The sequence below is a fragment of the Bradyrhizobium sp. 1 genome, assembly GCF_023073315.1.
GTDB lineage: Bacteria > Pseudomonadota > Alphaproteobacteria > Rhizobiales > Xanthobacteraceae > Bradyrhizobium.
Genome location: NZ_JADPJH010000033.1, coordinates 321,612 through 344,001, shown reverse-complemented (window position 1 = coordinate 344,001; position 22,390 = coordinate 321,612). Strand labels below are relative to the sequence as shown.

Here is a 22,390-nt window from a genome sequence, read left to right as displayed (position 1 = left end):
TATGACGGGGCAGAACTCCAAGAATTATCTCGTCTTCGGCCTGTCCGAAGCGGGCAAATCGACGTTCGCCGCGGCGCTTTGGCATCTGGTGGACACTCGCGAAGTGCCAACGGTGCTAACCAAAGGCCTGCACTCCGGCAATTTCGTCTACCTGGAGAAGATCGCCAAGAGGTGGAGCGACGGCTGGCGTCTGGAACGCACGAAATCCGAGGAGGTGGAGGACGTTCGCATAGGTCTGCGCCACGAGGAAAGCGGCGCAGAGTTCTCGCTCGAATTCAGAGACATCGCGGGCGAAAGTCTTCAGAACGCTTTCGCGACCCGCTACTGCGATCCGGATTTCGTCGAACTCGTCAAACAGGCCGACGGCATGCTGCTCTTCGTCAGCGCCAACTACGAAATGGATGGCGTGACGATCCTGGACGTCATGGCCCAGATCGGGGAATCGGACGACGATCACGAAGAAGACGATGACGACGACTACGAGGACGAGGGCGAGCGAAAGGGTAGTGAGCCGAACGACGGTGCACCCGCGGCCCCGGAAGAGGACCCCGAGCCCGATCCGGCGAAAGTCCCGCTTCAGGTGCGTTTGGTGGACTTGTTGCAGTCGCTGCGCCTCAATCCTTTCTCCAAGAAACCCTTTCGGATCGCAATGATCGTTTCTTTGTGGGATCTCGCGAAATTCAACACCGCCGACGAATGGTTGGCGAAAAGCATGCCCCTGCTGGATCAGTTTCTTCGCGGCGGCGAGATCGCCGACGCTGTACGGATCTACGGCGTTTCTGCCCAGGGCGGCACATATCCCAGCAAGAAGAAAGCGAACAAAGACGACGAGGATCGCAAGCGCCTCACGGCAATCCGGCCAGCGAGCAAGCGCATCCGCGTCGTGGGTCATGGTGCGAACAAACACGACCTTACTCACCCGGTGAGATGGCTGAGCGGCTTGGAAGGCTGGAATTGACGGCACAAACGCCCAGAAGCTTCGATCACGCGCTCTTCGGCTACGCCGAAGGCCATCGCCAGCTCGCGTCCACCGTCCGACTGCCCTCGCAGGACATGTATCATCTGAGTGCGGCGAGCGATCTCGCCAGCGGCGTCAAGCTCGAACCGGCAAAGAGCTACGTGACCGGCCTGCCTCTGGCGGAATCGCGACGTTTCGCGCTGATCCGGACGTGGGCGGCTCCGGAGATGCCTCGGCCTGGCTGCGTATGGAGCCACGTGCTGCTGTTGGACGAGTCCGTCATGTCCGCACAGGCCGACATGTCGATCTTCTTTTCGCTGTTCCGAGACCCGCGAGAGGTCGGCCGGAGCTTCTACTCCAGCCAGTTGACGCTGGACGTGGCTGGAAACGCGCCGGCGCCGCCGAACGCGGTCCGCGGTGACATGATCGCCGACATCATCGGCACGTACTATTCGCACCAGCCGACATTTCTGGCCGCGAGCGCCGGCGCCGAGGCGATCGAAGCGGCCATCGCGGCCGTGTGGTCGCAGCAATGGCCGCGGTTGCGGATGGAGTTTTCGTTTCGGACGGCACAACTCGGATCGGCTCCGAGGCGCAGCGGGCGCTACGACGTCCAAGTCGCAATTCCCGAGACGGGAGAGGACCTGCGATCCGCCGATTGGATCAACGTCGCAGCAGCGGACGCGGGCGGTACCAAGGTGACGCCCCTCCGACGTTTTCTCTGGCGCTACGGACGCGACATGGAGAAGCCAAGGGAGCGTTTTCGCCTGTTGGTGGATACGTTCCTCGTATCCAAGACGTCAGATGCGTTGCCACTGGCATCCGCTACCAGGGTCTTCGGCGAATTGCCCGAAGCAAGCGAAGGGACGATCCTGAAGAACGACATTCTGGGCTTCGGTACGAACTCATTGTCGATCTGTCCTCCCGTCTCTTTTCTCGACATGCTTCGCGTGCTCGACGGCGATGTCGCGGACTCGACGTTCGAATTGTCCGAGATCGAACGGCGCTTCGGAAAACTCTCGAGCGCGGAGGTCGTGGAGGTCGTGGATTTCGCGTCGTCGGACGATGATCGCCTCGAGCGGCTGCGCGATCCGATCTTCGAGTGGACCGTCGCGCGCGCCGACGAAGAGATAGTCAATTCGGTCTCCGCCACGCAGATGCGGATGCGGATCCTGATGGGCCGTCCCGAATTCGTCTCCAGCGGTAGTATCGCCGGACTTCCAGCGGGTGATCTTCTCAAGCTGTTCGCGGCCAGCGAAGATCCCGAAGCGATTGCGACGATTGTCAATGCTGCCGTGAGGCGAGACATGGGTGATCACGTCCAAGAGGCTTTCAAGCGCGCTCCGGATCTGGTCGGCCGGTCGGTGATCGAAGCGGCACTGAAGGGCGAACTCGACGCCGCATGGCGTCGGCCAATCGCCGGTCTCCGGGATGAGCTTCGGAGTCTCGACTTGCTGTCCTTTGCTGCGGGGCTTGCCGACGTATTGACGATTGCACGCTTGACCGACCTGGAGCGCGACGTCTTCGAGATCGGAAGATCGTCGGAGAGCTGGGCGAACCGCTGGAGGTCGTTGCGGCGAGACGTCTCGTTACAAGAGACCCTCGATATCGAGTCCAGTCTGCTGGTCCGGGCGCTTCGGGAGGCGAGCTTGGCAAGCTGGACCCTGATCGAGGCGGTGCTTCCCGAGTTGCGTCGGGAGATCAACGCCCGTCCGCTCGTTGGCGAAGCCCGGCAGCTGCTGGACAGATCGCTGCCGAGTGTCGGTTACGATGACAATTGGGATTTGAACAGACGGATCATGCTGGCCCTGCACGGTCTTCAGAAGCGAACCACCGTCAGCAGAGTGACCTTGTCGTGCGCGGGCCTTGCCGACGCTGAAATCGACTTCGTTTACGCCGGACCGAAGGAAGAGCCGAAGCGGAAGGTCGGCTTCTTCTGGTGGTTAGGCTAAACCTGATGTCCGACGCCTAGCTAGTCCCACCGGTCGCGGCCTGAAGGCTCACGATGCGTCATTCGCCGATCCCGATTTCGTACTCGGTCAAGACGATCTGAATGGAAGCCCTTGAGCTCTCAAAGTCGTCTTGGCAACACTACGGTGTAGACGGTAAATTACCAACACGGCCCGAGCCGCGACGTCGGTTTTCTTTTTGGGAGCCCAGCTTCGAGGCGTGTCTGCTACAACACCGGCTCGGATTGAGCGAAGGGTGTCGATGACGGAAGCAGCGATAGGGCCGGCCGATTGGCCAGAACGATGTCAGGAAGTGCTTCGCCGCATGTACGAAGCCGTTTCGAACTTTACGGTGCCGATCGCGCTGTCGATGAACGACAAGGGCGGGAAGCATCTTGGGACCGGAAGCTTCGTCGGCCTTGGAGGTACCACCGCGCTGGTCTCCTGCGAACACGTCTTGGGAAAACGGAAAAACAACATTCTGACGCATTGGGTCCGCGACCAGGACCGATACATCGCGATCGATGGACCGGAGGCCTACATCGTCGAACCGATCGACGCAGCCGCCGCTGGGATCTCGCCCGTCCTGTGGGACGAACATTGGCGAAAATCGGACGCCATCCCGGAAGATCGCCTTGCCATCGTCCACGATGCCGTTCCGAACGAACTGTTCTTCGTGTTCGGGTTTGCTGAGGAGAATTCCGAGTTTTTCTTCGACACCCTGCGCGTCGACGGCACCGCCTATCTTTGTCGGGAAGCGAAACTGCCATCGCAGCCGCGGCTCGATCAGCAGATACATTTTGAACTTGAGTACAACCGAGATCTTGCCACGAAAGTTTTCGGAGATCACGACCTTCCGAACCCCTCCGGCATGAGCGGATCTCTGGTGTGGAACACTCGCTTCATGGAGTGCGCCATGGTGGGGAAAGATTGGACGCCCGGCTATTCCGACGTGGCCGGGATGGTCTGGTTCTGGAACGAAAATGACGTCATCGCGGCCACCCGGGTCGAATATATCAGGAGCTTTCTGTTGAGAGTGGCGACCGCTTGGAAGCGAGGTTGGGAGCAGACTTCGGAGTCCGATGCGTCGCAACTGGAAATCTGACCGAGGAGCTAGTCGTATTGTAGGAAGGCCAATATCCGCGGTCTTGCAAACCATTTTCAATCTGGGGACACCCGCCCATGGTCGCGGCATTTAGGCAAAACGAGCTCTTCAGAGGACTTCAAAACGACCTGTCGCGTCTCAATGCGTGTGTCGGCAACAACGGTGGTCCGTACGATCTGTACGACTATGCCTGGGGCTATTTCGAAGCCACGCGCCTGCTACTAGAAGATGCGGACGAGCCGGGCGCGAAGATCGACGTGTTGGTATACCCCATCTGTTTTAACTTCCGGCACGCCATTGAGCTCTACGTGAAATATATCATCGCCGACTTAAGCAGAGTGGAAGGAACCGGCCGGCAATACCAGCCGGGCCACTCTCTTCTGCGGAATTGGAAGAAGGCGAAGAAGCTATTGAAGGCCATCGATCACACGACCGAAGACGTCGCGCTTTTCGAAGACGTGGTCAGGCACATCGAGGAGGTCGACGCGACCGGTCAGACTTTCCGATATCCGGAATCGATCAAGTACGATCAGCACCTCAAGGATTACCGATCGTAAACCTTGCCGTCGTCGAACATCACTACGTGCGCGTTTTCAAGGTCGCACAGGACTGGCGCTACGGTATCGATCACGCGGTCGACCGGGCGTCGCAGGACGGGACGCTGGGGCCGCCCTACAGACGACCACCGGATAGGAACGCTTTGCTCGGGCACTGGCACTTCCTGATCTACAGGGCGAGAAATGCCGCCTCCGGATGCGTAACCTCTTCAGGAGGTAGAAATATGAGTAGCGTTCAAGTGCCCCGCCGGTGAGCCGAGAGCGCTACGGAGATTTGGCCGCGTTGAAGTCGTCCGGACCGAAGTACGATACGTCGATCTTGCCGTGCTGAAGTGACACCCCGGCGCGGGCCAATCCCGTCCGCGCCGGGTTCAAGGCCGCCTGCACCGTGCCGAGCGGCGCGCCATCGGCCGCGAGCACGCGTGGATGTCCGCCGAAATCATGAATCTGCACGACTGTACCCGGCGGCGGCGGAAACCCCAGCCATGCCACGTTCGCCACGTACTTTCGCTCCGCCCATGTCCGATTATCGCTCCGCCTGAAACTATGCAGGAAGTCCATCCACATGGTCTTCGTCTCGACTGTCGGCCAGTCGGCGAGCGCGCTTCGCGCGGCGACGTCATTGGAGGCGAGCCACTGGCGCAACTCCTGGCCGCTCCCGAAGGTCGCGCCGGTATCGGCGACGGCCTTGATGGCGGCGAGCCGCGAATTGAAGCCCGCCTGGACCAGGATCGAGACCGATCGGTTCAGCGTACCGGTCTCCACGGCGGAGACCGCGTAGCCGAGATCGTAGTCGTCGATCGCCAAGCCGTCGACGGTCTCGCCGTGCGTCGTGGCGCGGACGCGTATGGCTTCGAGCGCCCAAGGGAGCTTGAAGACCAGGCCCCCCTCGATGAAGCGAAGCGTCTCGGTTTCGTGACCAAGTGCCGTCGACGCGAGGGATCGACCGAGCAACCAGACCTTCAGGACGTCCCGCCAGTCGTCGGGCATAGGGTCCGGGACGAACGGCTGGAATGCGAAGGCGAGTTCGGCGAAGCGCGTGATCGCTTTGATTGCAGTGTCGGTGTCGCCCTGCGCGATCGCAACGTTGGCCCGCACCAGAAGCGGATTCGCCTCCGGCGCGATGGCGTCGAGCGAATGTCCGGCGGAGAGGCCCACGCCGGCGAGAAAGTAGCCCCGACGGCGCGCAGCGTCTGAATGTTTCCACACGTGGCGGCTGCGTGCGACAAGACCCGCCATCAACGCGCTCCGAACCGTCGCGTTGTAACGCTGCAACCGGCGGTGCCAGAGGGATGACTGCAGGATGCCGTCGAGCGCGGCCTCGATCGAACCATCCGGTACATCGGCTTCGCCGATGAGGCTCAGGATGGCGGTGTCAAGCGTCGCGATGTTGCGCTGCCAGCCCTCGATGGCTCTTTCGCGTACATCGCCCTTCTCGTTCGCGATCTCAGGAAATTCCCACGCGGCCGCGTTGTTGACGACGTATTCCGTCAGTTGGGCGACGTCGCCGCCGACGCGAACGCTCATTCGACTCAGGAGCGCGATCATCAACTGGATCAGCCCGCTCTCCATGTTGCGCGCGCCGAGATCCTCGATCAGCGCTTCCCAGCTCTTCTGTTTCTTCGCGATGTCGTCGTACATCGGAAAGAGCACGATGCCCTCGACGTCGACGTACGCACGGCCGGCCCGGCCGATGACGTTCTTGAACTCGGATATCTTGATCAGTTCGCCGGAGCGATGCAGGGACTGCATGATCACAGCAGTCGCGGACAGATTTAGTCCTTGCGCGAGCGTCGGCGACGAGATGGTGACTCTGAGGACGTTTTCGCGCAGCAGACGCTCGATCTCCTTGCGGTAGGCGGTCGGCAACGCGCCGTGGTGGAGCGCGACCCCGATGCGGAGACATTTCAGGATCGCGCTGTTCGTACCCAGCCACTCCTCGCCCAGTGCGATCGCGGTCTTCAGCACGGAAGGGTCGGCTTCGAGCAGAGAGCGAAGCGCGCCGCGTTCGTGCAGGTCGACGACGACTTTCGCGAAAGGCTCAACGCTTCGGCGTTGCGGACAAAAAATAAGGACGGTCTGCTTGTCCTCGACTAGTCGCCACGCAGTAGCGAGGCAGAGTTCCTGATGATTCTTCGGGAATGGAATTGTGCGCTCGCGCTTAGGCGGCGCCCATTTTGGCGGAACCGCTCCAATGATAAACCGCCGGACCCACGGACGCTCATCGCCGACGCGCAGGTTGAGCCGCGCCGAGGACGAGGATTTCGACCAGACGACCTCGCCGAACCGCAATCGGGTCGGTCGCCAATCGTGCTTGATCACGCCACCCGGTTGGTCTCGCCGCAGCCAGGCGGCGAAATCGTCGAGTTGTTCGCCGTCCGGCAAGATCGCCGACAGGCACACGATCCGACGCTTCGCCGCGTCCGGACGGCGTAGCAGTCGTTGGATCTGAACTTCGTAGCGGACCTCCCGCTCGTCGGGACCGATCATGTGCCCTTCATCGAATACGAGCAGGCCGACATCGTCGAGAAGGGAAGGGTCGTTCCGGAGGGCGAAGTCGAGCTTTTCCGGCGTCGCCACCACGATGTCGCGTTCCCGGATGGCGTCCTCGTCGAAGCCACTGACGCCGATGCTGCCGTAGAGCGCCGATATCGTCTTACCGAGGGGGCCGAAGGTGCGTTGCAAGGTCGTTTCCGTCTGCGCCGACAGCGCGCGCAACGGCGTAATGAAGACCACTCGCTTGCCGCCCGCGAGACAGCGCAGGATGCAAAGCTCCGCGATGCGGGTCTTGCCGGCGCTCGTCGGAAGCGAAACGACCAGGTCGTCGGATTGCTCCACGGCGCGGCCGGCCGCATCGACCTGGGAGGGCCACAAGTCCACCTCCGCTTTGATCCGGCTCTGCAACAGAGCGATGAACAGTTCGCGCAGACGCGCCCAGTCCGCCGCCGGGCCGCCGGTCGGCTGAACCGGCACCCTTTCATGGAACGTATTCGACCAAAGGTCTCGGATGAGATGGATGGCGACGCGATGGGTCCACCATTGCGGCAACATGTTCAATTCGCCGCAGATCGCAAGCCCAGTCCGGAGGCGTTCGACCGCCTGGTCGACGAGACCGCGCTCGCCGCGTTCCACCGCCTGTACGAACAGGGACATCGCCGCCATGAACCCGTCCGTCAACGCCGTGTCGAGGCCGTCGAACAGAAAATCGTCACCGCCGGCTTCGGCGGCAGATTCCAGAGCCGCCTGGATGGCGTGGACGATTTGCCCGTCGCTGCCGTTTGCAGAGGCCCGGTAGTCCAGCGCCGTGCGTCGGAAATCACGGAAATTCCGCCGCATCAGTTGGGCGAGCACGCGCTCCGTCGGAGAGAAGTTCTCGTCGGCCTCGACGATCGCGAGCAGCGAGTAGGCGCGCGCCGAATAATGGGCGAGATGGTAGCTCGCCGCAGCCATGACGAAATGGAAGTCGCGGTCGACCTCGCCCCGATTGCCTTTGGCGATCACCGACTCGAGCGCGGTGGCGGCCTGTTCGAAGGCGCTCCGGGCCCGGGTCGGGTCGCCTCCGAGTTCGAGAAGGCGGAGCCCGAGTCCGAACAGCGAGTATCCGTAGGAATGCAGATCGTAGCTGAGCTGCGGCGCGAACGCCGGAGCGTCCGCCGGCAGGGTGCCGTCCCGCCAGATGATCGCGCGCGCCTGGCCTCGCGCGATCAGGTTGCCGCGAAACCCGGCGGTCACGGCTTCCTCGATGCGGGCCGCGATCGCTTCAGGCGTTGTTGGCATCACCGATCACCATATCGTAGACCGCACCGATGAACTTGCCGTGGCCGTCCACGTGGAGACCAATGCCCCACTGGCCGATCGAGCCGGCGTAGTTCTGCAGCGCGTTCGTGAGCATGGTTTCGGGAGCGTTGCCCGTGAAGACGAACATCAGATGCGTCACGCTCTGCCCCGGGATGCCGTGCTTCCGTTGCGCGTCGTCGATCGCGTCGACCAGCTCAATTTCGTCCATCGCGAACAGACACTCGGAAATGAACGTGAGCGCGTGAGCCGACGGAAGGCCGCCGTCCTTGTCCAGGCCGGCGCGGGCCTCGGCGACGACCTGGGCGGTGAGCAGGCCGCGACTCTTGGCTTCCGTCTTGAGAAACAGCAGACGTTGCGTCTGGCCGTTCAGCTTCATGCCGATGACATCGTCGCCGCGCATCGCCATGTTGCGGTGGTCTTTCCATCGCAGGCGCTTGATCGGCGCGCGATAACCTCCGCTATACGCGTCGATCCATTCCGTGGCGAAGATCTCACCGAGATCACCCGATCGCATCTGCTTCGTAGTCGGAAGCTTGTCTTCGATGAGCTTTGCGGCCCCCGTCTTGCCGAGGCGACGGAGCGCGTGGGCGACCCGTTCCGGCGACGCGTAATGACCAGGAACTACCGCGGCGGCCGCCTTGATCCCGGCGTCGAGCATTGCAGTCATCCCGGTCATGATCCGCCGGTGATGGTTTCCGACCTTACCATCGAGTGAAGTGCACCAGTCGAATTGAGCCACCCGGGTCGCCTTCCGCGCAGGATTTGGATCGATCGCAGTCCTTACGACGAAAGCAATTGATTCCGCCACCCCTGGCACGCACAGGTGGCGATACGGATCAGTCTCGTCCGGCGCAAGCGGGTTGGCTTGCGAGCGACGCGATAACGCGCCATCCTGGGTGAACCTGGTCGGACTGGTTGCGTAACGCTATGTTAACCAAAGCTGCATCGATCGCGCATGGCCGAAAAATCCACGATGCACGACTTCGCTCGGTTTTGCAGTGTTCGCTAGGCCAATTTCGCGGCCGAACGTCACTCACTTATGGGGTATTTCACCCGTTTATGAGGTACGTGACACGACAAAAAGTGATTCGCGCCAGCGCATACAGCTTCGCGTCCCAGTAGAGACAGTCTAGCTAACTGTCGAGCAGGTAGTCGGCGAGACAGCCGGACTTACGGTTGAGCTGACGCGCATGCCCTTGCATGCGCAGTTGATCGAGGAAACTGCTAGGGAGATTAATGTTGCCCTTGCCCTGAACTGACAGGCTTTGGCGGTAAACGGAGCCAATTCGTCAACTGATAAGGTTTCTAACAAAAGCTTACGAGTAAATGTAACGGGGTTCGTTTCTCTAAAACGGCTCATCGAAGTGAGGGAGGCAGCCATTATTGTCGCGTTGAAAGGGCCGGCCTGCCGCCGAGACTGCCATAGATGACCGGTTTGCCCCGGTCGAACACAAGTCCCTGGGCAAAGGCACTCAGACCGAAGGCGGAATTGTAGGAAGGGACGGCCCCACCATTCGGTCCGATCTTGAAGATCGAAAACTCGAGAAGCTCGTCGCCACTATCGCCCCATCGCTTCGAGCCCGTCTCTGCTGTTGTGACGCCGAGGCGCCGCACGCCAATCGGACGCTGCCGCTTCACGGAGAAAAATGTCTCGCCCTGCTCACTCGCCACAGACTGGACGTTAGACGGAAACGGATCATCATCCTTCCACAGCGCGGAGGATGTAAATTGCGGGCCAACCTGGAGGAGAAGTCCCTTGCCGCCAGCCTCGCAGGCTCCGCGCGTCTGGCCGCCGATCTTGAGCTGGCCGTCGCCACCATCGGCGCCAAAAGCCTGAAAGTCCGGGATCGTAAGGGTCTTCTTGATTTCGAAAGTTGAGCTGTCCAACAGATAGAGTACCGTTTGGCGCGGCCCGTCGCAGAGGGTCGGCAGGCCGAAGAGAGCTTCGTTCGCACCAAAATTGCCAAATTGCCGCAAGTTGACGACGAGCACGGGATCGGGACCGAGCTTTGAGAGCAACGTCGATCGGCCGACAATAAACGCGGACTTTCCGAGCTTGATCTCTTTGCGCGCGATCTCATGACCATCCACGTCGAACCGGGTCAGATATGCCACGCGTTCGTCGGTCTGCTGCGAATAAATCGAGCCTGACAACATCACGATGTCATTGCCAATCTTTACCGCACCCGCTGGCGAGTTGTCCTCGAGATCCGGCCAGGCCTTTTCCCACACCCTGGAGCCATCCGGTGCGAGCCGCCGCACAACCGGGTAAGGGTGGGGTGACGTCCGGTAACCAAGCGCATAGATCTGCGATTGATCGATGAAGAGAGGGCCGGCGGCGATGTCGTGCGACGCGGCCGGAAAGCCGGCGCCGTCCTGCTCAGCATCTCTGATGATGCTCGCCATCGATTTTCCATCCCAATCGCCCATCGCCGACAGTATCAGGCGGCCTGCGAGGGGTTTGGCATCGAAAAGTTCTCCGACCTCGTCGTTGCCAAAGGGTGCATAATCAAAGGTAGCGTTTGTTGAATTCACGCCATCGTCGGGCAAACTGGCTCCATAGCCAAAGACAATGAAAGGCGCCCAGAAGCGCGGGTGGTGATGAGCCCTGTCAGCCCCGGCGAGGTACCGTTCGATGCCTCCCGCCAGAGCTGCCGAGGCGCTCTTGGGGTGCTGTTCGTTCCAGGTTGTGAAAAATGCCAGCATCAGATCATGTGCGGCGTTGGTTTCCACGGTCCAAAGCGATGCAAGCAAAGTCGGCGATCCGGCAACCGAGAAAGCGGCAGCGAGATCAGTGATGCCGATATTTGCGGCCGATGTATCCATCCGCGCCGTATTGCAGGCCGACAGAACGACAAGGCGCGCATCAAGCGGAAGCCGGGTGATCTCCGGTGCCGTCAGCAATCCATCGTCGAAACTGTCGGACAAGTCCTTGGGCGTGAGAACCAGCGACGCCTCGTTCAAGCCGGGTATGTCGTTGCGCAGCAGCCCGTGCGTTGCGAAATGGATGATATCGTACTTGCCGAGATCCTTGGTGCGGAAGTTCTCCTCAGACGCATCTGTACCCAGCAGCACATCGCCTTTTGCAGCCCGCATGAGTTGCCCGACGTTGGTGATTTCGTCCGCCGTCTCCGGCAGCGATCCCAGTTCGCTCAAGGCGCCGCGCAGAGAGGCGTCGGTATTGCCACCGCGCGTCAGACTGGCCTGTTGAGTGACCGTGGAAAGGGAGGGATTGCCGATGCCGAGATAAGGCAGCGGCGCGTGCTGGTGCGAGATCGACGTGCGCGTGCCAAGAAAATGACGTGCCGAGATCGAACTCGCGAGCCTGTATGTCTTGCCAAGCCAGCGGGCCGCGAGCAGATCGTATCCGTCGCCCCGCCGGGGCGGCGCTTCCTCGAGCAAGGCCGCGAGCGGAATGCCCGACAGTTCCTCAGGTGGCGCTGCATTGACCAGCGAGCCAGGCTGCGCGCAGGATTCGAGACCCTTGAAGAGAAGATCCCTGAGGCGAACAGCCGATTGGACCGGGTACTGGCTATCAAGCGTCTCATCAGCCGCACGCTCCTGCGTCAGCGCCAATCGCACCAGCTTGGCGTCAAGGATCGCCACTTGCGGGTCGACATCGGATACCGAAAACAGCGTCGCCGTCTTCGAGATGCAAAGGCGACCCATACCCTTGAGCGTGGGAAAGAAAGTGAGAAAGACCTCGTTGGGTTCGAGCACCGTTTGAATTTGTGCAGCCGTCGGATACCCGATCGCCTTGGCGTAATCCGCATCTTTCGTGAGTGCGTCTTCCAGCCGAACAATTGTCTCGGTAAGGCCTGCGTAAGTCGTAATGAGATATCCAGCTTCCTTCTTGCTGCCAGCCATGAGGTTCTTGATCTGATCAAGTTCCCACTGCCGCTTTTGTTGCTGCAAGATATAATATGAGCGTACGGTGTCGCGCGCGCGTTCGGTCTTTTGGGCGCCAATCAGCACGGCAAAATCGCTGGTCTGATGCCGAAGCGTGCGGGAAAGCATTTCGCTGCCCCTAAGCGCCAGGTCGGCGGCATCAGGTGGCGGGAAGTCCACAAGGGACGTCAGAGCCGTCTGAATAACAAGGGCGTCGATCAAGGTCGGCAGCTGAAACCCTTCAAAGCGACGCGTCAGAAATCCTTCAAAGACCTCAATCCGCTCCCGCGCCGCCGTTTGAATCAATGCAGCGGCTTCCGCTCGTGAAGTTGGAGGAGCTATCAATCCAAGTGCGAAATGACGGTAAGATTCAATGTTCTCGGCGACGTATCCTGAGAGCTGCCATGCGGCAGGGATCGCCGCGAAGTGCGACTTCCAGGCCGCCATAAGCGATGGATCCCTGGAGCTGGAAATGAGCAACTCGGAGAGTCCGAAGTAAAACTCCTGCAGCGTCTCGAAATGACCGCGTGCGATAATTGCGTCGCGCTGCGCTTGCAGGGGATGACGCGCATGGAGGGCGGCAGCTTCGTCAGTGGCACTTTCGAAGAGAAGGGAGAGCGATGCAAGGCTATTGCTTGTCGAAGTCCGGTAGAGCTTTACGCCTTCGTTTATGTCCAGACGGTCGTTGAGCCGGATCGCCTCCTCAAGAAATCCGGCGACCTGCTTGGACCGGGTTGTCATTGCGACGAGCTGGGTCATAATGTGCACGTAACCCGCAAAGACCGGGCCTTCGTGATTGAGATTGGCTGACATGTAGGGATCGATCAGGCGTGCAAGCGCCTGCGCGCTCACAATGTCCTGTTGCGAAATCAGCGACTCCAGAAATTCGGCCAGCGCTTTGCAGATACTGTATTTGTCCTTGGGGTCCATGAGCAAAAGACCCATGATCGCAGTAGAGTAGGCTTTCTCAGCTAACTGGTGTTCGTTCAACAGCAGGAAGTGGCTCACGGCCGTCAGATTGGCCATCACCGCCGGAAACGGAGACGCCGCGGGATTGAACGGGACTTTGTTGTTCGGGAAGAGGCTCTTGCGCGCTTGCGGATCGTTGTTTGCGAAAAATTGCGCGCGAAGCAGGTAAGCATAGAGATCCGGGAAGAGCGGTTTGAGCTTCTCGTCCGTTTTGATGATCTCATAAGCGGCGACCTCGGATTCGATCGCGCACCCGACTTCGTAGGCCGTCGAACAGATCTCTGTCAGGTCGCGCAGCAGGTTAGCCTTGGCAGACGCATCGGTCGTCTCCTTGACAAGCCCGGCGATCTCGCGCCCGGCTTCACGGACCTGGCCGCGATGAAATTTCTGGTACGCGGCCTGTTTTCGGCTTTCCAAATCCGGCGCGGGCTGTGAAAGTGCACGCGAAGCGGGAATGAGCTGCAAGGTTGTGCAAAGCAGTATCGCTGCCAGCACAGACAAGAGGGACGGGGAGCCCGATCGTATGAAACGCGCCGTCCTGTCTGCCTTCATTGCCGTCGCTCTCACGGATACAGCCTTGGCCCAGGCAGACCTGGTCGGTAAGGCCCTACCGGCCTCGCCTGAGAACGCTAGCACACTCTCCCTTGAGAGCAGCCCCGAACTTTACGACATGGGCGGCCTCGGCAACTCGCTCGTCACCAAATACGCGGGCGCCAAGCTCGCCGATGCGCCTTACGTCAGCCGCGGCCGGCACGATTCCGAGATCTACCGGCTGCTTTCGCCCTCGGTCGTCATCGTGGTTACCGACACCAGCATCGGTTCAGGCTCCTATATCGGGCCCGGCGACACGGTCCTGACCAACTGGCATGTGGTGAAGGGCTTTCAGAAAGTCGGCCTTCTGTTCAAGCCGCCAACCGAGGGAACCAAACCGTCCGAAGCCGACTTCGAGATCGCGCAAGTCGTGAAGATCGATCCGGGCCACGACCTGGCCCTCCTTCGCCTTGCTTCCGTCCCGCGCGACGTCAAGCCCATCGTCCTCGGCTCCGAGTCCGACATTCAGGTCGGTGCCGATGTGCACGCCATCGGGCATCCGACCGGGGAAGCCTGGACCTACACCAAGGGATTCATCAGCCAATACCGTAAAGATTACGAATGGCGCGACGAAGAAGGCTCGCACAAAGCAAGCGTTATCCAGACGCAGACACCCATCAATCCCGGCAACTCCGGCGGGCCGCTGCTCTCGGATGACGGCAAGCTTATCGGCGTGAACGCCTTCAAGGCCAAAGGCGAGGCGCTTAACTTCGCGATCTCCATCGCCGATGTCCAGGACTTCCTCGCCAAGGCCGGCCCGCCAATCCCCGCGAAAGCACCGGCGACCTGCAAGTCGGTGAAATTGTATGAGGGAAGGGACCGGCAGAATACAGCAATCCTCGTGCAGTTCGATACGAACTGTGATGGCAAGCCGGACTATTCCTTTGTCACGCCGGACGACCTCACCAAGCCCATCTCGGCGCATCTCGATACGAACTTCGACGGTAAAACGGATATCTCAGTCGAAGATCGCAATCGCGACCAGAAGTGGGACATCTCTTTTCATGACGTTGATTTTGACGGAAAGATCGACCTCGTCGGCTATCATCCCGACGGCAAGCTGACACCCTCGCGCCTCGATAAATACATTCCCGGCACCCGTTATTGAGGATCCGCCTTGCGCGTTGCACGAGCGTTCTTAGCGGCGGCAAGCGCGTTATATGGCGTCTGACCTTCCGCCGGCGTGTGCCAAGACCGCAGGAAGCAACTTCCGTATTGCCTGCTGACCTACCACGGATACTTTCGGCAGTCCCGCCAAGGGGCTTTGCCCCTCGCGCGCAAGCACGCGCCCCTGCGTTACGCGCAAACGTCGCACGGTACGCTGATCCTGCGCCGCCGCTCCTGGCAACCCCAGTGACAATGATCGTCTGCGCCGAGGAATGAATTCTGCAGGCCACCATTAAGGAAGTTCAGGACGGTCACGTCGCCGCCGTCCGTGGGTGAGCCAAAAAGCACCTGCCGAAAAAGCTTCGATGCAAGCAGGATCGCGGCTCCGAGCGATACGAAGCCAACCGAGAACTCGCCGGGCGATCGTGTGGCCAGGTCGAGCAGCGCGGCCTCGCCGAGCGTTCCGCATTTCGGGCTGGCCAGATAAGCCTCAATCGCGGCCGGGTCGATTCCCTGTTCACGAAGAAGCACGGATCGCTGCGCTTCGCTGAGCTCGCGCAGCTTCTTTTCCAGAGCCCGCAGTTTCTCGCCGTCCTGTTCGGGCGGATTGAAACATGAGAGGCAGGCGGCCCCCGGACGATCCGGATAGAAATCAGACCGCGCCACCAGTCGCAGCGTGCTGCCGCCGAAGAGCGAAGATGGCGCGAGCCCTTGAATGTCCTGCCGCGAGCCCCCGCGATCAACGCATGACACCACGAGATCGAAAGCGAGGTCGCTCGCCTGCCGTGCAAGGTCGGATCGAAGGCCCGTTCGCGGGGCGGTAAGATAGCGGCTGATCGTGCCCTCAAACCCGTATATGCCGACGTCATGTTTTTTGAGCGACGTTTCGATCGCCTCAACCTTGGGATCACCGACATCCCCATGACCGGCGAGCAAGCACCGGTTCAAACTCGTCGTATCATACGCGTCATCATCAATGATCGCCGCATAAGCGTCGGCCAACTCAGCATAAGCGAGGATGTAGGCAAGACCATTACCGACGGCGCCTGCCCCGATGATGTGAAGAGGTTTGAGCTGTCCGCCGGTCAATGCGGGGCCGTCTTGCAGGTCATCCCATCCAGTAGATTGCTGGCCGGTCCATAGCGAATAACCGTTCGCCGTAAGAAAGCGGCCCCGCACTAGTCCTCGGCCGCGTTTGAAGACCTCGCCGGCCACCAGAGCCGCAGCAAGAAATGGTCCCAGCGGGTTTGATTTGTCGGGGGCAATCCCTTTGGGTGCGTGCTCAGGGGCGCCCACCCAGGCCTTCCACCCATTGCCTGCAGCGAACAGCGTGATGCCTTTACCGGCACTTGCTGAATCACCGACCGTAATGGTTATGTCGGCGTCCATTGCGGGGGCTCGCGACGCGTATACCTTAACACGATCATTAACGGCCCAAGCCGCGATCCGTACGAGCGACTGCTCCAAGGGGCCGTCCGTAAAGTCGCCATTCGCTAACCTGATGACGGTCGTGACCGGGGGGATGAGGATCTCGATCTCGCTGACAAGGCCGACCTGACGCGTCAGCAGATTGACAAGGCAGGACGCGAGAAGTTGTCCCGCGCGGGATGAAGCCCACACGGCATTCATCGTGATCCTTACGCGCTGGGCGAGATGCAGGGGCTTGTCCGCCAGCCCTTCGGCTCCACGCAAGTGCCTGTCGGATATTCCGGCGGCTATAGCCATCGTAGATCCTCGACTGTCGCTGATCCATCCGTTACAATGACCCTGCGATGAGCCTGGGTCGCATCGAGCAGATGCCAATAATCGATCTGCCATTCATGAACGCCGACACCCTCGGGAAAAGCTTCCCACGCCGTGCCATAAGAGGGAAACACCAGCGAGAGCGAACGCTGGCTGCTCATCATTCGGTCATCGTAGTTCGAATGCTCAACCCCCGAGCCCGGATGACTATGGATCTGGGCAAGCGGTTTGCACCCCTGAGGAAGGCGATGCACGATTTCGGCCAGCGCTTCGGGCGCGATATGAAAGTTTCCCCAGCTCATCATCTGACGGGGAGCTGCCACGTGTCGCACAATTCCGTTCCCGGCTGCATCGCGATCGCCATACCAGAAGAGGCCACTTTCGCGATCCCCGGCACGTTGCAACAGCGACAGCGTTGCCTCCAGTGCCTGAACCGGAACCTTCAGGACTTGAGCAACAGGCGCGTAGGGCCGCTTCGGCGGCGGACGGCGGAGGCTGTCTTCGGCATCCATCGTTATGATCTCCCGCCATAGGCCGAGCCGAAGGCCTTCTGGATCGCCATGATGGTCTTGTAGAATGTATCGGTCGGGCGCCAGACATGATCGTCAGCGACGTCATGTAGAACCTCGTAAAACTCGAGCACTGCTGAGCAGCACACAAGCTGCATCCGGCCGCCACCCGGCTTCTCGTATGCCGTGTGCGTGTGGCATTGGTCGCTCGTCAGGCGAGGGACGAACCGTTGATCGTCCGGGTACTGGTAGGAGAGGGTGCCCGGGTTGACGAACAGAGCGCTCGGCGGCCAACGCCGATAGGCCTGAAATCCCAAGCGCAGCACGTAGTCGTCGCGCGTCGTCCCGCTCTCGCCCCACATCGGCACCAGCAGCGTCAGCTTATCCACACGCGACCAGCCGAGCTGCTCGAGGCTTTCCGCCCCGAGCAGGGAAAGGACGCGCGGGATGTCCTGACCGAGCGCAGCAGCGCCGGCCAGGACATCGATGGTGGGCGGGGTCGCCGCGGGCATCAGGCGCCGCCAGTTTCGGAGGCGATGCCGAAATGGTAGTTCTCGATGATTCCCGTGTCCTTCGCTTCCTTAAGCGAAACGGAAAGGTGGCTCATCAAGGATTTGGGGTGCTCGCCGGCGGTCTGGAACACGTCCTTCGGCTGGTGCGGGATCTCGAGCTTGAGGTAAGCCTTGTCCCAGACCTTCTGCAGCGTTGCCGCAACATGGGCCTTGAAGACCGTCTTTTCCACCTCATTCACGTGAACGACATGGACCTCGACCACATGGTGCTCAAAGGCTTTCAACTCCTCAAGCGCTTCCTTGATCTCGCGCTCGGCCTCGGCCTCTTCCAAGCGAAGCTTGGCCAAATGCGCCTCGGCATGTTCCAGCTGATCAATGATCTGCTCGATCGTTTTCAAGCCGCCTTCACCGTGCATTCCGTCAGACATTGCGAATCCTCGTCATTTGATGGCAAATTGATCGGCAGCCCGGTGTTGCAGAGGTAGGACGTATCGGGCATGATACGATCTGTCTCAGCAATGAAACAGTAGCGCCTGTTCGATCCGCCGTCAAGGCGGGCGTGGTCTTGCGCAAGGGAGACTTGATGTCATTGACGATCGAAGAGTTTGGAAGGCTTGTCGCCGCGAAGCGAGGGAGCCGTGGCATTCGCGCGGCCGCCGCCGAAGCCGCCGTAAGCCCGGCTACCCTGTCCCGGGTAGAAAATGGCCACATGCCCGATCTCAAGACCTTCGCGGCGCTCTGCAAATGGATTGAGCGCGATCCGCGCGAATTCCTCGGCATGGAGAGGAACGAGGCGGACGAAGGCGCCGGACAACGGCGGGCCGTTGTGCATTTCAAGAAAAAGAAAACCGTGCCGATGGAGACTGCGAAGGCGCTCGGCGAACTGATCCTGGCCGCTCAGCGCGCCCTACGCGCGCGCGAGGATCTGGTCGGGCGGTGAGATCCCTTGCGACGCGGCTTTAAAGCACAGGCAGAGAAATCAGCGGCGACGGCCCGGCAATTGCTGGGATTGTCGCCGACTGTTCCCTTCGATCCGAGGTCTTATGCCACGCACCTGGGCATCATCGTTCTGGACTTTGAGGTTCTGGGTCTGCCGGCCGCCGCCGTACGGCAATTGACGGAGGTTGATCAGGACGGCTGGTCCGCCATGACCATCCAGGAGGACGGTGTTTTCGGCGTCGTCCTCAATCCGGCACATGCGGCCACTCGGCAACGCTACGATCTGATGCATGAGCTAGCCCATATCGAACTCAAGCATGTTCCCGCGCGTGTCGAAGTTTCACCATCGGGGCTTATGCTTTTGAGCGATTTTTCCGATGAGCAAGAACAGGAAGCCGACTGGTATGCAGGATCATTCCTTCTTCCGCGCGAGGGAATCTTTCGCCTGCGATCGCGCGGCAAGTCCGCCGCCGAGATCGGCATTCAGTATGGTGTCAGCAAAGCGCTTTGCGAATACCGCTTGCGTATGACAGGCGTGGACATCCAGATGCGGCGGGGCTCGGAACGCTGATGCGGCGACACCGAACCCAAGCCTCACCGAGGCAAAGAGCGCTGCAAGAAAGGCAGAGAAGGCATTTGATAGTGCAAAATCGGAAATTATCTCCATTCTTGAAACGGAAATAGCGGCGCGGTCCGACACGTTCTTGTCGAAGCTAAAGGGCGATATCGAGAATCTCGAGCCGATGTCGAAGAGGGATGTTGCACAGCATTGGGCTCCCAAGGGGCAAATAATGACCCGGGACATGGTTGCCATGGGCCAGGGAAATCAAGTCCCGCCTCATATCGACCTTCTGGCCGAAGTCACCTCGCTTCAGCATTCGTTCGGGATCTGCCATGCCGCCGCCGACATCGCGAAAAAGGCCGCATCGCATCTTGAACGCAAGAGTCGCGGTAAAGCTGCCGCCGATCGCGTCGGCACGAACGTGTTCATCGGCCACGGGCGTGCTGCTGCATGGCGCGAGAAGGACTTCGTTCAAGATCGGCTCGGCCTGCCTTGGGATGAGTTCAATCGTGTTCCCGTTGCGGGCATAACGAATATCTCGCGACTGTCAGAAAAGCTCGACGCATCAGCCATCGCGTTGTTGGTTATGACCGCCGAAGACGAAATGGCTGATGGAGGAATTCCACCCGCGCTCGACTTGCGTGTCGTTAGCGGATTTGTTGAAGGATATGACAAGCGTCTGGGGCCGCAGACCCATGCGATGTTGGTAAGATTCCATAGCGTTCATCGGCGAACCACTCTATCGGTTGTCGCTGCTCGTGCCGAGACAACAGAAGTAACTTTGGAGTGCTCTCCAGTTCCACTGCGCTACTTAACGAAATCGATACTCCGGCATTTCCAATCATCGAGCGGAAATTCAAACGATAAGAAATCCTCGTCGGGCACGGAAGCCGCTCTGTTCGCCATCTCAATTCGATTCAACAAGAGCGTGCGCCATCCTTTGGTGATAGACATCCACCATTCTCGGCGCATACATGTGTGCTCGGCGTATTCGAAGGCCGTTTGAACCGCGAGCGTTGTGAGCTCCCTGTATGGTTGCAAGCAAAATGATCTAGCAAATCGCTGGCTTGGTTTTTGCCCCTTCAGCCACGTGAATACGACGGCTGGCATTTTTTCAACCGTCAGAATATGCATTCCGATATACGCAGCTTCTTCAGAAAAATTCTGAAGCTTCGTTCCGATGACGTCGTAAAGCGGACGAAAGGCACCAACAGACAGCACAACAGGTGTTGCATGAAATCGAATGATCGCCGCTCGGATTTCATCGTACCTGGACAGGTTGATCATGTTCTCGGTGCGTTTGAAGTGTTCTTCCGCTGCGATCGCGGCAAGTGAATGGATCCGAAATGCTTCGTAAAATGGTTCGCGTCGTGGATCACTGCTTAGGTATTTTCGTGCCTCGTTCGCGGCTGCGTCTTCCGCGTTTCCTCGAACATAAACTTCTGCTGCCATCGCTCTATAATGCAGCAGGGTGAGTTGTTCGCGTGTGAAGGTGAGTGCTACGTCCTCCAAAGGCGCAAAAAGAGTCTTGTCATGACGTGCGCAGAAGCACTGTAATGTCGAGAAGTTGCCTATACCAATATCTTCCGCCTGAAAGCCGGATCTCTTCATCTGCGCGATGGGTGAAAGGCGAGTAGGAACGGCGTGGACGTGGCCTTGCTCAGCAATTTGTAAGAGCTGCGAGCGAGGGATCATGTGCGCGTGAACGATTCTTCCATCGCAGCCGTCTCCACCAAAACGCTTGGACAGACACTCTTTGCTATCTAGGGTGCCTTGATAGCGCTTGAGGAAGCTCCATTGTGTGGGTGTAATCGGTTTCATGGTCTGAACGCGAAGGTAATCGCAATTCGCGTAGTATACCCGGCATGGCACTTACTGCGAGGGAAATTACAGCCGCGGGAGGTGCAGCGCGAACCGTCCTCTTGAACGAAAGATGGACGTATCTGGTGCGGTTTCTGGTGCGGCGATTGCGCCGCAGGAAACGAGAACGAAGTAAGCCATTGATCGCGTTGGTGGGCCCGGCAGGACTCGAACCTGCAACCAGACCGCTATGAGCGCCCGGCTTTGCCGCAAGCAGGCTTGATCGTCTATGAGGCAGCTAACGTCGCCATGAATTCTTCCATCGACGGCTGCTGTGCATATTGCAGCTTAAGAAGATCCTCAACCTTGAGATTGGTATAGCGCTGGAGCTGTCGCCAATCCTTGTGACCGGTGACCAATGCTACCTTTTCGATTGGAAGTCCTGCCTCGAACAGACGGCTTGTTCCCTCGTGACGCAGATCGTGGAAGTGCAGGTCTTCGATCTTGAGTTCATCGCAAGCACGGGTGAATGCCGCACTTACGGATCTGTGGTTATGGGGAAAGATCCGTCCATAGCCTCGGGTCACAATGCGCTGCTGGAGCACGACCTCCCACGCGTCATAGCCCGTTAGATTGAGCAAAGGTACTTTCTGGTCATTTCCGTCCTTATTCCTCGGATCCTTTCTGTCTCGAATGACCACCAATCGTTTCTTCATATCAACCAGCGGCCACTCGGGTTTGCAGATTTCTTCCTGGCGCAAGGTCGTTGCCACGGCGTATCTGACGATTCGTCCCATCGGTATGAATTGCCGTCGGTTCGCCTCGAAGTATTCGATTAGTTCGTCGAGTTCGTCCTGTGTGGGTCGTCGGTCACGCTCATTGCTTTTTCCCACCAAGTTGAGGTGACTTAACGCGACGCGTGCGAGGCGGGCTTCCTCGGCTGAAACCTCGATACCGTGCACCGCGGCAGCATGAGTTATGATTGTCCGGATGAAAGATAAGTCGATGGCCAACGTTGCAGGGCCAGCGCCTTCCTTGGCGCGCTTCCTTCCGAACTCGATCAGCCGTTCTCGATTGAGCGCGGGAAGCTTCACGCTGCCGAGCGCAGTCTTGAGCGACGCCATCACAGCAGCTTTTGACCGGCGAGGGGGCTTTCCAACTTCATGCATGTCTTCATCGTGCAGGTCGATCAGATCGCCAAACGTGCGAACGTTCCGCGCCATGCGCGGCTTGGACGATCCGTTGCGGTCGATATTGCGCTCCATCTCGAGCGCCCATTCTTCGCCGTCCTTACGCCGTCGGAATGTCTCGGCCACATAGCGGGTCTTCCGGCGGACCTGGACGCGCCAGTTCCCAGATGCCATTTGTGTGAAGGTCGCCACGCGTGTGCACTCCGACTTTCG

General features: G+C 59.7%; 17 protein-coding genes. 7 read left to right on the top strand and 10 right to left on the bottom strand.

Features of this window, described 5'->3' with window-relative positions; genetic code table 11:
• Position 1: 1 nt before the first annotated feature.
• The 4 genes from IVB29_RS26665 (at position 2) to IVB29_RS26650 (ending at position 4,569) form a co-directional block, all read left to right on the top strand.
• Positions 2–958: a hypothetical protein gene (locus IVB29_RS26665; protein WP_247506384.1), complete on the top strand. Its 957-nt coding sequence runs from the start codon at positions 2–4 to the stop codon at positions 956–958.
• Positions 955–2,910, top strand: coding sequence for a hypothetical protein (locus IVB29_RS26660; RefSeq protein ID WP_247506383.1), 1,956 nt, complete (start codon positions 955–957; stop codon positions 2,908–2,910). The genes IVB29_RS26665 and IVB29_RS26660 overlap by 4 nt, the downstream gene beginning before the upstream one ends.
• 322 nt (positions 2,911–3,232) lie before the next feature.
• Positions 3,233–4,012: a hypothetical protein gene (locus IVB29_RS26655; RefSeq protein ID WP_247506382.1), complete on the top strand. Its 780-nt coding sequence runs from the start codon at positions 3,233–3,235 to the stop codon at positions 4,010–4,012.
• A gap of 77 nt (positions 4,013–4,089) precedes the next feature.
• Positions 4,090–4,569 (top strand): hypothetical protein, encoded by a 480-nt coding sequence (locus tag IVB29_RS26650; RefSeq protein WP_247506381.1) that lies wholly within the window; start codon positions 4,090–4,092, stop codon positions 4,567–4,569.
• 264 nt (positions 4,570–4,833) lie between these two features.
• Here IVB29_RS26650 and IVB29_RS26645 read toward each other — a convergent pair whose 3' ends face one another.
• The 3 genes from IVB29_RS26645 to IVB29_RS26635 all read right to left on the bottom strand — a co-directional run bounded on the left by IVB29_RS26645 (position 4,834) and on the right by IVB29_RS26635 (position 13,776).
• Complete coding sequence (locus IVB29_RS26645) at positions 4,834–8,346, bottom strand: DEAD/DEAH box helicase (RefSeq protein ID WP_247506380.1); 3,513 nt, start codon at positions 8,344–8,346, stop codon at positions 4,834–4,836.
• Positions 8,330–9,106, bottom strand: coding sequence for a Hachiman antiphage defense system protein HamA (locus IVB29_RS26640; protein ID WP_247506379.1), 777 nt, complete (start codon positions 9,104–9,106; stop codon positions 8,330–8,332). Before IVB29_RS26640 ends, IVB29_RS26645 begins: the two co-directional genes overlap by 17 nt.
• 641 nt (positions 9,107–9,747) lie before the next feature.
• Entirely contained in the window at positions 9,748–13,776 is a 4,029-nt protein-coding gene (locus IVB29_RS26635; RefSeq protein WP_247506378.1) for a CHAT domain-containing protein, read from the bottom strand.
• Between IVB29_RS26635 and IVB29_RS26630 the strand changes: the two genes are divergently transcribed.
• On the top strand, positions 13,748–14,923 hold the full coding sequence (locus IVB29_RS26630) for a serine protease (protein WP_247506377.1): 1,176 nt from the start codon (positions 13,748–13,750) through the stop codon (positions 14,921–14,923). The genes IVB29_RS26635 and IVB29_RS26630 overlap by 29 nt on opposite strands.
• Positions 14,924–15,111: 188 nt before the next feature.
• On the opposite strand, the gene IVB29_RS26625 is transcribed toward IVB29_RS26630, so the two are convergent.
• Genes IVB29_RS26625 through IVB29_RS26610 form a run of 4 tightly spaced genes read right to left on the bottom strand, consistent with a single transcriptional unit; the run spans position 15,112 to position 18,102 of the window.
• Positions 15,112–16,647 (bottom strand): ThiF family adenylyltransferase, encoded by a 1,536-nt coding sequence (locus tag IVB29_RS26625; protein ID WP_247506376.1) that lies wholly within the window; start codon positions 16,645–16,647, stop codon positions 15,112–15,114.
• Entirely contained in the window at positions 16,638–17,177 is a 540-nt protein-coding gene (locus tag IVB29_RS26620; RefSeq protein ID WP_247506375.1) for a Mov34/MPN/PAD-1 family protein, read from the bottom strand. Before IVB29_RS26620 ends, IVB29_RS26625 begins: the two co-directional genes overlap by 10 nt.
• Positions 17,178–17,179: 2 nt before the next feature.
• Entirely contained in the window at positions 17,180–17,686 is a 507-nt protein-coding gene (locus IVB29_RS26615) for a hypothetical protein (protein WP_247506374.1), read from the bottom strand.
• Positions 17,686–18,102, bottom strand: a complete 417-nt coding sequence (locus tag IVB29_RS26610) for a hypothetical protein (RefSeq protein WP_247506373.1) — start codon at positions 18,100–18,102, stop codon at positions 17,686–17,688. The genes IVB29_RS26615 and IVB29_RS26610 overlap by 1 nt, the downstream gene beginning before the upstream one ends.
• Before the next feature lie 167 nt (positions 18,103–18,269).
• Here IVB29_RS26610 and IVB29_RS26605 point away from each other — a divergent pair, with 167 nt between their 5' ends.
• Together IVB29_RS26605 and IVB29_RS26600 are read left to right on the top strand one after the other, a co-directional pair.
• Entirely contained in the window at positions 18,270–18,626 is a 357-nt protein-coding gene (locus tag IVB29_RS26605; RefSeq protein ID WP_247506372.1) for a helix-turn-helix domain-containing protein, read from the top strand.
• 6 nt (positions 18,627–18,632) lie between these two features.
• Entirely contained in the window at positions 18,633–19,196 is a 564-nt protein-coding gene (locus IVB29_RS26600) for an ImmA/IrrE family metallo-endopeptidase (RefSeq protein WP_247506371.1), read from the top strand.
• A 142-nt stretch (positions 19,197–19,338) separates the two neighbouring features.
• Here the strand turns inward: IVB29_RS26600 and IVB29_RS26595 are convergent, their stop codons facing one another.
• The 3 genes from IVB29_RS26595 to IVB29_RS26585 form a co-directional block, all read right to left on the bottom strand.
• Positions 19,339–19,662 carry a hypothetical protein gene (locus IVB29_RS26595; protein ID WP_247506370.1) on the bottom strand — a complete coding sequence of 108 codons (324 nt, stop codon included), beginning with the start codon at positions 19,660–19,662 and terminating at the stop codon, positions 19,339–19,341.
• Between the two features lie 332 nt (positions 19,663–19,994).
• Positions 19,995–21,008 carry a hypothetical protein gene (locus tag IVB29_RS26590; protein ID WP_247506369.1) on the bottom strand — a complete coding sequence of 338 codons (1,014 nt, stop codon included), beginning with the start codon at positions 21,006–21,008 and terminating at the stop codon, positions 19,995–19,997.
• A gap of 266 nt (positions 21,009–21,274) precedes the next feature.
• Positions 21,275–22,390, bottom strand: a 1,116-nt coding sequence (locus IVB29_RS26585) for a site-specific integrase (protein WP_346731303.1), incomplete at its 5' end; no start/stop codon positions are given.

Coding starts and splice junctions, on each gene's coding strand:
- IVB29_RS26610 (WP_247506373.1), bottom strand. CDS start 18,102: ATGCACGGTGAAGGCGGCTTGAAAACGATCGAGCAGATCATTGATCAG.
- IVB29_RS26665 (WP_247506384.1), top strand. CDS start 2: ATGACGGGGCAGAACTCCAAGAATTATCTCGTCTTCGGCCTGTCCGAA.
- IVB29_RS26645 (WP_247506380.1), bottom strand. CDS start 8,346: ATGCCAACAACGCCTGAAGCGATCGCGGCCCGCATCGAGGAAGCCGTG.
- IVB29_RS26635 (WP_247506378.1), bottom strand. CDS start 13,776: ATGAAGGCAGACAGGACGGCGCGTTTCATACGATCGGGCTCCCCGTCC.
- IVB29_RS26625 (WP_247506376.1), bottom strand. CDS start 16,647: ATGGCTATAGCCGCCGGAATATCCGACAGGCACTTGCGTGGAGCCGAA.
- IVB29_RS26630 (WP_247506377.1), top strand. CDS start 13,748: ATGAAACGCGCCGTCCTGTCTGCCTTCATTGCCGTCGCTCTCACGGAT.
- IVB29_RS26615 (WP_247506374.1), bottom strand. CDS start 17,686: ATGCCCGCGGCGACCCCGCCCACCATCGATGTCCTGGCCGGCGCTGCT.
- IVB29_RS26655 (WP_247506382.1), top strand. CDS start 3,233: ATGTACGAAGCCGTTTCGAACTTTACGGTGCCGATCGCGCTGTCGATG.
- IVB29_RS26590 (WP_247506369.1), bottom strand. CDS start 21,008: ATGAAACCGATTACACCCACACAATGGAGCTTCCTCAAGCGCTATCAA.
- IVB29_RS26605 (WP_247506372.1), top strand. CDS start 18,270: ATGTCATTGACGATCGAAGAGTTTGGAAGGCTTGTCGCCGCGAAGCGA.
- IVB29_RS26620 (WP_247506375.1), bottom strand. CDS start 17,177: ATGGATGCCGAAGACAGCCTCCGCCGTCCGCCGCCGAAGCGGCCCTAC.
- IVB29_RS26650 (WP_247506381.1), top strand. CDS start 4,090: ATGGTCGCGGCATTTAGGCAAAACGAGCTCTTCAGAGGACTTCAAAAC.